We start from the raw sequence: 13,370 nt of genomic DNA on the forward strand, positions 1-13,370 counted from the left end.
GATACCCATTGAATGATCTGGAACAAAAAGTTGTTGTCATTACAGGCGGAGCGTCTGGTATCGGACTGCAAACAGCACGGGCATTCTGGGCAGCAGGCTCCAAAGTAGTCATCGCCGATATTAACAAAGAACAAGGAGAACGTATTCAGCTTGAACTAAACAGCGACCGTTTTCTTTTTGTTCATACGAATATTACACAGGAAGAAGACTGTATTCGTCTGATCCAACAGTCTATTTATAGTTACGGCACCATTGATGTGTTTATCAATAACGCTGGCATCGAAATCAGCACACCGCTTCATCACATGGAATTGGACGAATGGAATCGTCTGATGAATGTGAATGTGACGGGTGTATTTCTATGCAGCAAGCATGTGTTGAAGTATATGATGACGATCAACAAAGGCAATATTATTAATACTTGCTCGGTGAGTGGATTGGTTGCATGGCCCGGTATCCCTGCTTACAATGCCAGCAAGGGCGCGGTACTGCAATTAACCAAATCGCTTGCCATCGAATATGCTGCTTACAATATTCGTGTCAACTGCGTATGTCCGGGAATTATCGATACTCCACTAAATGAACAATCATTTACCGCCAATCACGAGGGCACTCTTGCCACGATCAAAAAGGAAAAATCCAAGCTGAGTCCACTGGGACGTCTCGGTACAACACAGGATATTGCCAATGCGATGATGTTTCTGGCATCCGATATTTCCAGTTATATGACAGGCGCAGCATTGACCGTGGATGGCGGCTATACAGCCAGATAATGATAATGAAGGAGCATGAAGAATGAGCCGTAAAAAAGTACTTGTTATTGCCGATCTGGGCGGATGTCCGCCACATATGTTTTATGAAAGTGTAGCCGAGCATTACAATATCATCAGTTATATTCCGCGTCCTTTTGCGATTACACAAAATCATGCCCGGCTGATTGAGACATACTCTGTAGCTATTATCAAAGATATGGATCATTTCCAACATATTCGTGATTTTGAACATCCTGAGTCTATTTATTGGGCTCATGAAGAATATGCCAAGTCAGAAGCTGAAGTGGTAGAAGATCTAGTACGAGTAGCTACGCAATTTGAAGTGGATGCTATAACGACCAACAATGAATTGTTCATTGCGCCTATGGCAAAAGCCTGCGAACGTCTGGGGCTACGTGGAGCAGGTGCACAAGCAGCAATCAAAGCAAGAGACAAAAATCTAATGCGTGAATCGTTCAACCAGTCCGGGGTCACTTCTATTCGTAGCCACCGGGTAACGACATTGGAAGATTTCCGTGAAGCAGTCACTCAGGTTGGATTCCCACTTGTGCTAAAGCCTACGTATCTAGCAAGCTCGATCGGAGTGACGTTTATATACGGACCAGAGCAAGCAGAGCAGATATTCTTGGATGCTCAAACGTATTTGCAAAGTATTAACGTGCCCAAAGCCGTTACCTATGAAGCGCCTTTTATCGTTGAGCAATTTTTACAAGGCAACTATGAAGATTGGTATGATGTCCCCGGTTACTCCGACTATGTGAGTGTAGAAGGAATCATGGTCGATGGCATCTATCATCCACTTGCTATTCACGATAAAACACCACAGATCGGCTTTACCGAGACAGCGCACATTACTTCAACCATTCTGGATGATGATGCACAACAACGTATCATTACCGCAGTGAAACTGGCGAATGAAGGGCTGGGATTGCAATATTGCGCCACCCATACCGAAGTTAAGCTCATGCAGCATCGAGAGGTCGGTATTATTGAGACGGCAGCACGATTTGCAGGCTGGAATATGATTCCCAATATCAAAAAAGCGTTTCATGTTGATAGCGCTCAGGTGCTGGTCGATGTGCTGTGCGATGGATATTCCCATCAGCTGCCTGCCAGTCTGCTGACTCGCCCACAAACGTATATAGCCGATTTCCATTTGTACCCGCACGACTTCCAAGCAACTGGTCAATTATCGGACACTGCTTCGCATATTCAATTTCAGCAGATTGAGCTTGGAGAGCATATATTGTCCGGCGATGCGCGGATTACCTCGTACAGTACAATCGCTGCGGGATCGATCATTGATCTGAGTTTATTTGAAGCCTTTAATGGTTTGGCTTATTTGGAGATTCAGTCTTCTCGTTCAGAAGATATCATCCGTACCATTCAAAATATTAAAAAAAGCGCCAAATTGTTCGCTGAGGACGCTTCGGTTATTGTATGAGCAAAATCAATTTTAATTCCCGAATGCTGCTGATCGGTCAAGCATTGTCCTATATGGGCGACTATTGCGTATTGCCAGCTTTGCTTATTTTGTCTACCTATTACCAAGATTATTGGGTAACGTCCGGGGTTATTATCGTCCGCAGCCTACCCACCATCTTTCAACCGTTTTTGGGCCCGCTGATCGATCGATTTGACCGTCTAAACATTATGATCTGGACAGATATCATTCGAGGCTGCATGTTTGCCGGTATCGCTTTCCTACCAGAAGGCGAATATGCGTGGCTATTTCTGCTGTTGCTATTGTTCTGTTACGGTAGTGGCGTATTTTTCAATCCGGCGCGCCTTGCTGTTATGTCTTCTCTCGGTGAGGATATTAAGTATGTAAATACGATTTTTGCCAAGGCTACTACTCTGTTTATTATAATCGGTGCATGTATGGGAGCAATCTTCCTGCTGACTGGCTCGGTTACATGGGCGGTGTTGTTCAATGCCCTCACGTATTTTGTATCTGCCATATTCCTGCGTAGAATGCGTATTTCTTTAACATCGACTCCAGCTACGGTATCGACACGACCGTCTGGCTCCTCGCTTCAAGCAGGCTTGAGCGAAATTGTACGCAATCCCTTTGTCCTGAATGGTGTACTGACGATGATGACGATGGCGTTGCTCTGGGGTATCATATACAGTTATTTTCCTGTTGTTAGCAGCTATGTCGGAGAAGGGGAAGTCGGGAACTTTATTCTGACGATCTGTATTGGCGTTGGCGGCTTCATCGGTGCTCACCTCGTCGAACGCTGGGGATTCAATAATACTCGCGGACTTGCTTATTTTGTTATTTTGAGCGTTGTCTCCCTGTCATTGTTCACTGTTTCCGGTAGCTTTCTAGTTGCACTCCTTGCTGCCAATGGATTCTTTATCGCTATGGAGTACGGCGAAGTATTGGCTAAAGTCAAAGTACAGGAGCATTCCGCCAACCATATGCAGGGACGGATATTTGCCGTATCTGAAGCTATGATCGGCATCTTCATTTCTCTCGGTTCCATCCTCATTAATCTGATGAGTACCCCCGTTATCATTACCGTCATTACTGTTATTCTTGGTGGGCTGTTTGTTCATACATTCTTTGTCAACAAATTGCATGTGCAGCAGTCGAAACATATCGGCACGTAATGCGATCAAAGGAGTAGAATCATGGTTCTTATTTCTCCATCTATGCGGGTACAACAACTGCCCGATCAAGAATTCTCTGTTATTATCAACAAAGTGAATGCAATGATTCATCAAGGAATCGATATTATCAATGTCAGTCAAGGGAATCCAGATTTACCTACTCCACCTCATATTGTACATGCGCTTCAACAGGCGGCATCCGATGCAGCTCTGCACAAATATGCTCCATTTCGCGGTCATTCCTTTTTCAAAGAAGCCATCTGTTCTTTTTACAAAAGAGAATATCATGTCGACCTTGATCCGAATGAAGAGATTGTGATGTTCAATGGCGGTAAAGCAGCATTGTATGCGGTAAGTCAGTCGCTATTGAACGAAGGAGATACTGTGCTGCTGCCCAATCCCGGTTACCCGGAATATCTGTCCGGCTTGATGATGGCTCAAGCTATTCCTCAATATATGGATCTATTGCCGGAGCATCACTACCTTCCCAACTATGCCAATATGGATAAAGGTCAGCTGGAGCAAGCCAAATTGATGTATCTGAACTATCCGAGCAATCCTACGGGTGCGGTGGCTACCTCTTCTTTTTTTGACGAGACGGTTCAAATTGCTGAGACACATAATATCGGGATTATTCATGACTTCGCTTATGCCGGAATCGGTTTGGGTGGACATAAGCCTGTCAGCTTCCTGTCGTCTCCAGGCGCCAAAGAAACAGGGATCGAAATCTACACCCTGTCCAAAACGTACAATATGGCGGGCTGGCGTGTCGCTTTTGCAGTAGGGAATCGCCAGATGATTCAGGCCATCCACTCATTTCAGGATCATGTATTCGTCAGCCTGTTTGGCGCTATACAGCAGGCTGCTGCTTCTGCCTTGCTGGAAGATCAGCAGTGTGTAACAGAACTAACCGCTGTATATGAGCAACGAACCGATTATTTTATCGCTCGTTGCTGGGAAGTGCTGAACTGGGAAATTGTTAAGCCGGGTGGAACCTTTTATGTATGGGCAAAAGTACCAGCAGGATGGGATTCCATGTCGTTTACCAGACTGCTTCTGGAACACGCGCATGTTGCTGTTACACCGGGAGAAATATTCGGTACGCAGGCACGTAGCTATATTCGCTTGTCCATGATTATTGAACTGGAACGACTGGAAGAGATGATCCAACGTATAGCTGGGTTGAATGTAGATTTTAGTGCCATTTCACGTTAGACGGAGTTGTAGATATTAGCAATGTTCAAGATCATCCTCTGTTGAATACAATTCGACAGGGGATATTTGCATGGTATTCTGTTTAATAATCCATAGCAAATAGGATAACTTCCACATCGGAATCTTGTAGCAATTCGATTATTTGCGAATATTCTTGGGCGAAATTGTTTGGTGTTGGTATTTTACAGTGTTGGTGAGGAGCATGGATCACTCGCAATGTAAAAGGAGGAACGACTCCAAACCCGCCACATAGGCAATCCTTCAAACTATCCTGACCAGTTCCGTAATAGCCAGCAGCTCCATTGAGACATTCCCCTAGCATTAAAAAGAAAGATACACGATCCCGAATATGCTGCATATCTATTGTAAAAGAGGGCATAGTTTGAGTTGCAGCGGACGATGTAGTCGTATAGGGGATGTTGTGATACAACGCATGATATCTGACTACTTTCAACCATATCTCTCGCCGATGATGAGAAAATGTCAACCACATACCGGGAGATATATGACGATCATCTCTGAGCAAATCCCACATCTCTAACTCTTCCATACATATTGCTTCGTTCATAATCGTATCTATCATCCATTCCTGCTTACCAAGATCATGCCACTTTGTTCGCTGTTGCAAATGAACAAAGTATTCCCCGATCTTATTACCAGTATAGTTTAAAATGCCTAAGCGTATATTTCCGATTATAGAAGAAGCTTTGTATGCACAGGGCATCCACTGAATATCGCCAAGCATGAATTGGTACTCGTCGTTCTCTTTCCCGTTGACAATCGACCAGCAATTAAAATATGCCAATATTATTTCGTCATCGTCATGTATGATGCTAAATCGTGGCGTTCTATGTTAGTTCAAGTATGTTCCCCCTTACTAATATCAATCATCTTCATCATCATAAACGTAGATTATTCTATACGCTTCATCTGTATATGTAGCTAATTTGGATAACAGATGAATCGGCTCAAGTTCATCTGCTACTTTACGATTTTTAAAGCCGGTTAGCCAAATATGATATTGACTATTAATTACTTGAATTTAGAAAACATCCAAATGTTCTTGCAGATATTCGACATATTCCTGAATCTCGCGCATCATGTTTACTTGCTGCTCATCCCCTAGATTAGTCAGACCTTCTGGATGAACAACTGCCCAGCCATGATACGAATACATGCTCATTCCTCCTAACATTCGTCATCGCCTTTGACGGTTTATCTGGACATTTTATTCTTCTTGATCATTTTAAAGTTTAACGTCTTTTTTGAGTGCTTCTAAATCATAGTAAGGATTGCAGATATGATTGCCTACTTCTTCAATAGCTGCTGTAATTTCGTCATATGTTTCTTTGTCCATTTGTACATTGCTCTCAACAAACTGTGTAAAAAGGTTAAAGCAATTCTCCAAACCCAGATTAATAACAATGGATAAGATGATATCTACATTGTGATACATCTCAATATTTAATATAGAGCATAGGATCTGATCTATCGTATTCCTGATTTCTGTATCCAACAGCTGATATGTCATAACCTGCCGATCGGTCAATTCCATAATGATTTCTAGAAACTCATTCTCATTGTTGGATTGATTTTGGAAATCTTGAATGGCTTGATTAAATACGTTCTCCAAAGTCTCGGTAGGTAACCTGTCAGGCATTTTCATTAATTCTTGTAGGTTCAAATAGACTCTCCTTTCTTAGTAAAAGGCGCATAATCAATGTTTTGATTCATATGTTATAATTTTGTAGTCTTTTGCACATAAACCAACCAAACGATTATTACTGAAAAGGTACATCAGATTATTTGCCGTAATTTCCAAATCGATTACGCTTTGGGTATCTAGCCAGACAATAAATTGATTCTCAGCTACTTCTACTACTACATTCTCATATTCGTATTCAAGGTCTTGAAAATAGGGACGACCTTTTTGTTTGCTAGTATGATTCCTTTCCCACAGAATATGTTCAGATAGTTGTAGAGGATAGATGAGTTCAATTTCTCCTAACACTCCTGTTGTAGTTAGCCATACGCACGCGCCCATACTTAATCTATAAGGGATACATTCATCTGACATATATTCTGTTATAACATTGAACGTTTGAACTTCGGGTATATATGAACAGACGGATTGAGAGATGGATTTGCTATTTTTAAGGGAGATACATTTTAGATTCATGTAGCTACTCCATTCCATAATTGAATTAAATTTATAGAAAGTGAAGTTTATTTTGTAATAATCTAAAAATAATCACCAATCAATTTTGCATGCTCACAATGACTTTCTTATTTGTCCATTCGATGAAAATCGAATCTTTCGCATATGTCATGTCAAACTCTTCAGATAAATCATCTAATTTTTGCTTTAAGATGCTTGGGTCTGGTTGCTGATCTACATAGAGAATAAGTACCTGAATATGTCTATTAGGTTGACTTAATAGCATACTGATTTTCTTTAAAAGCTTAACGGTATTTGTATTCACTGTACATTCTACTAGAATTCCATAATCTTCATTTTTTATGTAGAACTCTGTATCTAATATTCCCTTCAAGTCATAATAATCTGGTGTTATACTCCACATCATTTCTACAAATTCTATAATAAGAGATTCGACTTCTTCACTATTCATTCGCTTTCTAGCATCTTCATACGGAGTAGTATCCATCCAGCCGATCATTTGCTCATAGGTCATGTTATCTACGATCAAACCTGGAATCATTTCTTTTTTGTTCATAAACAGCCATTTTTTCCTAACTTCTTCTTTAATATTCGACACGATAATTTCCTCCTACTTTAGAAACTTTGGTATTTATCAAGCTTTCTTTCAATGGTTTAACTACATCATGTTTAGCAAGTTTGTTACTGATATATCATATTTGTGCTTCTTCTTGAATCACTATTGTAATTGCCAAAGGTTCATTATTATCTTTCTAAGTCATTTTCGCATATTATACTTATCTAGTTTTTTCAAGTGCAGCTACAATCTGATCCATCTCCATATAACTTCTAAATTCTTTTTGAATATGTCTAGCTTCATCCGTACAGTAAACTTTTGTAATTCTCAAATAAAGTAATACATATCGCTTGATTCTTTAATTGTTCTACTGCATAAGCATTTGGATAAGAAATTAACTTCTCACGCGATAAAAATTGAAAGTACTTTTCTCCATAGATCATTTTCCAAGTTGAACCAAACCACAAATTATCAAACTCGTTTGGATAACCAGGAAGGGAACTAACATCAATTAGACTACTAACCTTGTTAAAAGGCCGTAATGTAACGCCATCTAAAGATTTACCATATAATTTATATTGACCTGGATCGACATTTCTTTGCCAAAAAAGATCATCCTCTGGATAAAAATAAGCTACAACTCCGATATTATCTATTTCAAAAAAAGATTTAGCATAATCAATCCAATGCTGTAAATCGGCTCCTTGCAGATCGTAAACGGTAAATAATAGAAATGAATAACTTTCATGCATACCTAACAATAAAGAATTGTTATAATCATCTTTGAAAGTGAAAAATATAGGGTGATTTATTTTTTTTTGATATTAGCAAAAACTTCGTTCAGGTTCACTATTCGCCAATTAGCAGGTTCCCTATACTTTTTGATATCATCTGCTTGAAAAGAAATAACATCAAAAAATGGAGCTTTACTCAACCATTGGTTTATATTTAATGGTGTAACATTCATAGTTTCAATATTAATTTTAAGACTAAACTCTTCTCTCATTAGCTTCAATCTCCTGTCTACTCTAATCCCTGACTGCATTTTTGGATTGTTCAATCGTTTTTGATTTATTGAATTATTAAAAGTTCAGCTATTGCGCTTAGCAAAATCCATTACTATTACATTAATTCCACCAATTTCAATGAAGTATAAGCCTTTTATCCAAAACCATTCCTTCCGGTACAAAACTCCAGTCCGCCGCAATTTTCAATACAATCTCTTCATCTGGCAGCAGTTCTCCATTACAAATGTGCGAAGAAAGAATCAATGTCTCAACAGCCGTTGGCTCTCCTTGATCCAATAACGTTTTCCACTCATAACTATATGCACGTTTCAACTTACCGTGTTCAAATTTTGCCCAAGCATAGTAGTTAACCGTTCGATGATTGGCAAAATATTGTACTTCTCCGAACTGGTTGCTCAACTGCTCCAATATATCCAATAACACTCTATTTTGTTCCGGTTTGCTCAGATCCGGTAATTCCTCCGCCGAAATAATCGTCCAGCCATTCATTGGTTTAAACAGCAATACGTCAGCCTGTATATCATATAATCTAAGTAGATGTTCCATATAATCAGGATCAACTGCGACGTTGTAAATAGCAATCCAAGTCGATTTATAGGTCAGATCGTAAATATCAGTTTCATGACGATTCGATAACTGAGACGGTATCGCTGCGGGTAGGGACGTTACAACTAATTCATTCGTAACCTTTTTGTGATCCCAATGACGCTGGATCAGATACGCTATGAGCATACATACAAAGACAAGCCACATAGTACTTCTCCTTTATTAGGAAGATATTGAAAAATCACTGATATCCATTATGTATTCACTAAATAAATTTCTCCCAAAATTCAAACAAAGATAACAACGTTTTTTCTGATTTGCTATCTACATATGAAGTGCACAAATTAGTAACGATGGTAGGCGAGTGAAGTGGTCCATTTTTAAAACCTACTACTACAGGTTGATTAAAATAAACATGAGACTTAGGTTTTTTCAAAAAATCCCATTCTAGTGAAGGATATTTTGTTATGAACACTTGAGCAAAATAAATAGATACATCTAATGCCAATGCAATCGTAGAAATATCCAGTTTCCAGTCTCTGATATCTTCAGCTATCCATGAAGGTAATCCATCCTGTAATTGCTTTTTTTCATCAGGCGAATACGGTACAGTGTGGATACGTACTTTCAGCCAATCCCAGAGTGGTATTAAAGATTGAGGGGTCATATCAAATTGTTCTATTTTTTGAACACCTGACTCTTTTATTACATTTTTTAAAACTTCGATTCTTGATGGAATTTCGCTTACAAACCATTCAAAGCACTGCTGAGCTTGTTTTTTATTCATTTCTTTAAAGCTTACAACTGGGAATGGCGGGGTCATTATAGGATATTGGATCGTCATTTGTCTCTCCTGTTATATATTTTTCAATTCAATACAACTGGTTATTTTCTAAAAGTTGAGCACAACTGGATACTATATACATGTTAAAATACATATTCCCATTTTATCATCCGATATCCTGCATGATTAAAAGCAAATAATAAGTCTTCAATCATTAATCTTAACATATCTATCTCATCTATCTGTTTCTTCACAATTATTGCGAAATCAAAAATATTGTCTTCAATTTTATGTTCTGTTATACGAAAAGGTCTAACATACTGATTTTTATAAGGGAATGTCCAATGATCAATCATATCAAATAATTGGTCATAATAGAATTGTTCAAGCTTTTTATCAAATGTAACTTGTAAATTAAATGTTGACCCTTTGACTATATCAAAATCAGGCTTTTGATAAATTTCTTCTATACTTTGATTTTCCATGCTCACTTCTATCTCTCCTTCTTGATATGCTAGTGATGATCTTTTTCTGGCTGGCGTCGTTTTAACTCCTCTTGCAAATCGCGAGTGTCACTTTGCGTGAGACGGTTGCTGCGTAGATCATACTCGTATTGCGTCTCACTCCCATCCGCACGTTTTACGCTACTCAATCGATTCAGTGGATCATAGCTCATGCTCTTTTGTAACGTACTACCATCCGACATGGTCGGGAAGGTGATTTGTTGTACCTGACCGAGTAGTGTGTACTCATAACATACATTTACTATATTCGTCTTATTCCAGCTTTGTATACCGTTGTTCTGTACTTGTATCGGGCGAGATTTGTTGAAATCTAGATTAATCAGTCTATTATACCGTCAAACAATAAGTACTTTATTTCTGTTGACGAAAATAGTTATTTACTTATCTCTATCTAAAAAGAATCGTCCTGAATCGATTTAATTGATTCAGGACGTATATAGCTTATTTATAATATTGAGTTCTTTAAATTATTTATTGATTGTTTAAAACGTCTACTGTTTCAGAAAGCGATTTATAAAATATCATTAAGCTATTATTAGAATTTTGACAAAGGTATACTTCGCGAAATACATCTTTTTTAAAAGAAGTATTTCCTCCTATATGGGCAATATAAAAAAATCCTGGCTCACTATACTCCCATCGACCTTCTAAATTTGTAATTATCATTTCACCTAAAAAATAAGTAACCATTAATATAATATCCAATTCTACGTCAAGAGTTAATAAATTTTCAGCTTTTTTTAGATCTTCTAGCGAAAAGGATTGTAAGTTGTACTTATATATTAGATTTTGATATTTAGAATGCTCTTCTAATAGTTTTTTCAATTGAGGGGGATAGATATTCTTCGGACGATTGTTTGTCCACCAATCTAAAGCACGTGTTTTAATAAGTTCGACTATCCCTATTAAGATTTGTTTTAAATCTTGTTCATTTTGATAAGTATACCAATATTCTCCATCAATTTGCATAAGTTTAAAACTGTTGACAGATTGTTCTCCATTACCAAATTCTACTCTAATCGAATTTTCAATCCAGTCACTCTTATCAATAGTTATAGTTTCAGTATAAGTCCCACAATCCCTCCTAAATTCCCATTAGTTATGATGATATTTATATTCAAAGTTCATTTTCTCAAGTTCTCTCAGCATTGTTTGCTTTATGGTTTTTGAAATTTTCATTTAATTCTCTAATCCTCTCATTTTAGAATATTGCAAATCTAGGAAACGGTATCGGCAAAAAATTATTGGAGTTACTTTTGCTTCCTCCAAGTGGTGGTAAACCATTGGGTAGTGGTACTCCATCAGGATGATAATCTTGATCAAAAAAGTCAGAAATACTATCCCAAATTTGCTTTAATTTCGGTTCTGGAACAACTTTAAATCCTTCTTGAGGATTTGGATTATCTATGGACTCATAATAAATCATTCTAGGCTCATTCTCAAAAGTTCTATAGCGTATTAATTTATTAGAATCGTATGGATTATTAATAGTTAAATTATTGGGATTAAAAGTAGTCCCTTTAACAGCTGTTGCACTACCACCACGCACACCATTTACATTTATTCCTGTAATATATGAATTGCTATTAATATTGCTGAATAAAATAATAAAAATAACCTTGAGAGGTTCAACACCAATCAAGGTTATTTTTATTCAATCTGTACTACAAATTATTTTCAGGTAATTCTTCTTCTAACGGAGCCCTAACTAAATGCTTGCGTTGAAGCTTGCTAACACCAAATCTTTTGTAATTCTCAATAGCTTGATTTAATGATATTTTATTAGCTCCACTTTCTTGGTCAGGTTTCAAATGAGCTGTAAAATCAAATTGCCAAAAACACACATCACAAATAATCTCGTGCACTAAATAAAAGAAGCCTTCCATCACAATGAATGGAAAGCTTCTTTGTATTTTATAACTTACTCCTAAACATGCATTCAAAATCCGCTTCATGTACTTATAACCCCAACACGCAAACATTAATACTAACACTAACACTAACACTAACACTAACACTAACACTCAAAAAGTAAACCATTCCCTCACTCCGCCAACAACGCCTGTGCTGTAAACTGATCCGTCACTAGAATATTCGCATATCTACCCACCAGCGCCGCGCGGATTGCATCGATCTTGCGCTGTCCGCCAGCTACTAGAATCGACTTCTCCTTCCTGCGCAAATCTGGCAGATCAATCCCTACCGTACGGTCATTGATCGCGGGACTACATATCTCCCCACTAGCATCAAAGAAGCGTGAGCAAATATCCCCAGCCCCCGTACGTTGCAGCAGCTTCTGCTCTTCCGCGTTAAAATAACCTAACTGAAACAGCAGTGCATCCTGCTTCACCGTGCCTACGGTAAACATCGCGATATTCGCCTGCCGCCCTAGTTCGATAATCCGCTGGATGTGTCGATCCTCTTCCACCATCCGTTTCACTTCAATGCTGTCGAAGATCACCGGCAATGGCAAATAACGCGCACTTGTATGAAATGCTTCCGCAAACAGGTTCACTGTTTCGGCAGCATATGTATTAATGTGCGAATGACTAACGCCGCCCTTCAGCTGTACAACTTCTACCCCACGCACCTGCTTCTGCTCCAGTTGCCGTGCTACAGAGTACATCGTTCGCCCCCATGTGACGCCGATGATGTCGCTATCCTGCACCGTCTCATGCAAATAGTCTGCTGCACGCTTGCTAATATGCTTCTGGATTTCTTTGTATTCATTGACTGGTGCATAGCATACATGAACGGTCTCCAACGAAAACTGTTGTCGCAATTGCTCTCCTAGTGCATCGAGGTCTTCCAGCGGGTCCACGATCTCAATCCGAACATATCCCTTTTCCTTTGCCTGTTGAAGTAGGCGCGAAACAGTTGGGCGGGAGACGCCGAGTTTCGTAGCGATCTCTTGCTGGCTATAGTCCGATAGGTAGTACAATCTGGCAGCTTCAACGCTAAGGCGCTGCTTGTCATTATCCATGCTGTTCATCCCACATCTCCATTAATATTGGGATGGTGCCATGCCGACATTCTCCCTTGTTATGATGATTATACATTTTTCCGATTCAAAATACGATGATATGACATTTTCGATCGCAACGAAACTATGAAATTTTTGGTAATAAAATGTTAAAAACGTTTTTTTT

General features: G+C 38.9%; 19 protein-coding genes. 4 read left to right on the forward strand and 15 right to left on the reverse strand.

What is annotated here, in order from left to right; all coding sequences use genetic code 11:
* The first annotated feature begins 8 nt into the window (after positions 1 to 8).
* The 4 genes from ACE3MZ_RS17370 to ACE3MZ_RS17385 all read left to right on the forward strand — a co-directional run bounded on the left by ACE3MZ_RS17370 (position 9) and on the right by ACE3MZ_RS17385 (position 4,604).
* Complete coding sequence (locus ACE3MZ_RS17370) at positions 9 to 773, forward strand: glucose 1-dehydrogenase (RefSeq protein WP_411343389.1); 765 nt, start codon at positions 9 to 11, stop codon at positions 771 to 773.
* 22 nt (positions 774 to 795) lie between these two features.
* Positions 796 to 2,217: an acetyl-CoA carboxylase biotin carboxylase subunit family protein gene (locus ACE3MZ_RS17375; protein ID WP_411343390.1), complete on the forward strand. Its 1,422-nt coding sequence runs from the start codon at positions 796 to 798 to the stop codon at positions 2,215 to 2,217.
* Between the two features lie 80 nt (positions 2,218 to 2,297).
* Complete coding sequence (locus tag ACE3MZ_RS17380) at positions 2,298 to 3,389, forward strand: MFS transporter (protein WP_411346833.1); 1,092 nt, start codon at positions 2,298 to 2,300, stop codon at positions 3,387 to 3,389.
* Between the two features lie 21 nt (positions 3,390 to 3,410).
* Positions 3,411 to 4,604: an aminotransferase class I/II-fold pyridoxal phosphate-dependent enzyme gene (locus ACE3MZ_RS17385; RefSeq protein ID WP_411343391.1), complete on the forward strand. Its 1,194-nt coding sequence runs from the start codon at positions 3,411 to 3,413 to the stop codon at positions 4,602 to 4,604.
* A gap of 82 nt (positions 4,605 to 4,686) precedes the next feature.
* Here the strand turns inward: ACE3MZ_RS17385 and ACE3MZ_RS17390 are convergent, their stop codons facing one another.
* The 15 genes from ACE3MZ_RS17390 to ACE3MZ_RS17460 form a co-directional block, all read right to left on the reverse strand.
* On the reverse strand, positions 4,687 to 5,349 hold the full coding sequence (locus tag ACE3MZ_RS17390) for a hypothetical protein (protein WP_411343392.1): 663 nt from the start codon (positions 5,347 to 5,349) through the stop codon (positions 4,687 to 4,689).
* Between the two features lie 297 nt (positions 5,350 to 5,646).
* On the reverse strand, positions 5,647 to 5,781 hold the full coding sequence (locus ACE3MZ_RS17395; RefSeq protein WP_411343393.1) for a hypothetical protein: 135 nt from the start codon (positions 5,779 to 5,781) through the stop codon (positions 5,647 to 5,649).
* Between the two features lie 69 nt (positions 5,782 to 5,850).
* On the reverse strand, positions 5,851 to 6,288 hold the full coding sequence (locus tag ACE3MZ_RS17400) for a hypothetical protein (protein ID WP_411343394.1): 438 nt from the start codon (positions 6,286 to 6,288) through the stop codon (positions 5,851 to 5,853).
* 33 nt (positions 6,289 to 6,321) lie between these two features.
* Positions 6,322 to 6,783: a hypothetical protein gene (locus tag ACE3MZ_RS17405; protein ID WP_411343395.1), complete on the reverse strand. Its 462-nt coding sequence runs from the start codon at positions 6,781 to 6,783 to the stop codon at positions 6,322 to 6,324.
* Between the two features lie 79 nt (positions 6,784 to 6,862).
* A complete protein-coding gene (locus tag ACE3MZ_RS17410; RefSeq protein WP_411343396.1) occupies positions 6,863 to 7,381 on the reverse strand; it encodes a hypothetical protein in 519 nt (172 codons plus the stop codon).
* Positions 7,382 to 7,638: 257 nt separating this feature from the next.
* Positions 7,639 to 8,100 (reverse strand): hypothetical protein, encoded by a 462-nt coding sequence (locus ACE3MZ_RS17415; RefSeq protein WP_411343397.1) that lies wholly within the window; start codon positions 8,098 to 8,100, stop codon positions 7,639 to 7,641.
* A gap of 47 nt (positions 8,101 to 8,147) precedes the next feature.
* Positions 8,148 to 8,345, reverse strand: coding sequence for a hypothetical protein (locus tag ACE3MZ_RS17420; protein ID WP_411343398.1), 198 nt, complete (start codon positions 8,343 to 8,345; stop codon positions 8,148 to 8,150).
* 136 nt (positions 8,346 to 8,481) lie between these two features.
* Positions 8,482 to 9,120, reverse strand: coding sequence for a hypothetical protein (locus ACE3MZ_RS17425; protein ID WP_411343399.1), 639 nt, complete (start codon positions 9,118 to 9,120; stop codon positions 8,482 to 8,484).
* A gap of 58 nt (positions 9,121 to 9,178) precedes the next feature.
* Complete coding sequence (locus ACE3MZ_RS17430) at positions 9,179 to 9,757, reverse strand: hypothetical protein (protein ID WP_411343400.1); 579 nt, start codon at positions 9,755 to 9,757, stop codon at positions 9,179 to 9,181.
* Positions 9,758 to 9,840: 83 nt separating this feature from the next.
* Positions 9,841 to 10,188: a hypothetical protein gene (locus tag ACE3MZ_RS17435; RefSeq protein WP_411343401.1), complete on the reverse strand. Its 348-nt coding sequence runs from the start codon at positions 10,186 to 10,188 to the stop codon at positions 9,841 to 9,843.
* 23 nt (positions 10,189 to 10,211) lie between these two features.
* On the reverse strand, positions 10,212 to 10,373 hold the full coding sequence (locus ACE3MZ_RS17440) for a hypothetical protein (RefSeq protein WP_411343402.1): 162 nt from the start codon (positions 10,371 to 10,373) through the stop codon (positions 10,212 to 10,214).
* 319 nt (positions 10,374 to 10,692) lie between these two features.
* The gene (locus tag ACE3MZ_RS17445) at positions 10,693 to 11,190 is read right to left on the reverse strand and encodes a hypothetical protein (RefSeq protein ID WP_411343403.1); all 498 of its coding nucleotides are present in this window, start codon (positions 11,188 to 11,190) and stop codon (positions 10,693 to 10,695) included.
* Positions 11,191 to 11,422: 232 nt separating this feature from the next.
* A complete protein-coding gene (locus ACE3MZ_RS17450; protein ID WP_411343404.1) occupies positions 11,423 to 11,863 on the reverse strand; it encodes a hypothetical protein in 441 nt (146 codons plus the stop codon).
* Between the two features lie 22 nt (positions 11,864 to 11,885).
* On the reverse strand, positions 11,886 to 12,176 hold the full coding sequence (locus ACE3MZ_RS17455) for a CPCC family cysteine-rich protein (protein WP_411343405.1): 291 nt from the start codon (positions 12,174 to 12,176) through the stop codon (positions 11,886 to 11,888).
* Positions 12,177 to 12,265: 89 nt separating this feature from the next.
* Positions 12,266 to 13,204 carry a sugar-binding transcriptional regulator gene (locus ACE3MZ_RS17460; RefSeq protein WP_411346834.1) on the reverse strand — a complete coding sequence of 313 codons (939 nt, stop codon included), beginning with the start codon at positions 13,202 to 13,204 and terminating at the stop codon, positions 12,266 to 12,268.
* Positions 13,205 to 13,370: the final 166 nt, after the last annotated feature.

It is taken from the genome of Paenibacillus sp. WLX1005 (assembly GCF_046603685.1).
Taxonomy (GTDB): Bacteria; Bacillota; Bacilli; order Paenibacillales; family Paenibacillaceae; genus Saccharibacillus.

Coding starts and splice junctions, on each gene's coding strand:
- ACE3MZ_RS17375 (WP_411343390.1), top strand. CDS start 796: ATGAGCCGTAAAAAAGTACTTGTTATTGCCGATCTGGGCGGATGTCCG.
- ACE3MZ_RS17385 (WP_411343391.1), top strand. CDS start 3,411: ATGGTTCTTATTTCTCCATCTATGCGGGTACAACAACTGCCCGATCAA.
- ACE3MZ_RS17390 (WP_411343392.1), bottom strand. CDS start 5,349: ATGCTTGGCGATATTCAGTGGATGCCCTGTGCATACAAAGCTTCTTCT.
- ACE3MZ_RS17395 (WP_411343393.1), bottom strand. CDS start 5,781: ATGTATTCGTATCATGGCTGGGCAGTTGTTCATCCAGAAGGTCTGACT.
- ACE3MZ_RS17405 (WP_411343395.1), bottom strand. CDS start 6,783: ATGAATCTAAAATGTATCTCCCTTAAAAATAGCAAATCCATCTCTCAA.
- ACE3MZ_RS17420 (WP_411343398.1), bottom strand. CDS start 8,345: ATGAGAGAAGAGTTTAGTCTTAAAATTAATATTGAAACTATGAATGTT.
- ACE3MZ_RS17425 (WP_411343399.1), bottom strand. CDS start 9,120: ATGTGGCTTGTCTTTGTATGTATGCTCATAGCGTATCTGATCCAGCGT.
- ACE3MZ_RS17430 (WP_411343400.1), bottom strand. CDS start 9,757: ATGACGATCCAATATCCTATAATGACCCCGCCATTCCCAGTTGTAAGC.
- ACE3MZ_RS17440 (WP_411343402.1), bottom strand. CDS start 10,373: ATGAGCTATGATCCACTGAATCGATTGAGTAGCGTAAAACGTGCGGAT.
- ACE3MZ_RS17445 (WP_411343403.1), bottom strand. CDS start 11,190: ATGCAAATTGATGGAGAATATTGGTATACTTATCAAAATGAACAAGAT.
- ACE3MZ_RS17455 (WP_411343405.1), bottom strand. CDS start 12,176: ATGAAGCGGATTTTGAATGCATGTTTAGGAGTAAGTTATAAAATACAA.
- ACE3MZ_RS17460 (WP_411346834.1), bottom strand. CDS start 13,204: ATGGATAATGACAAGCAGCGCCTTAGCGTTGAAGCTGCCAGATTGTAC.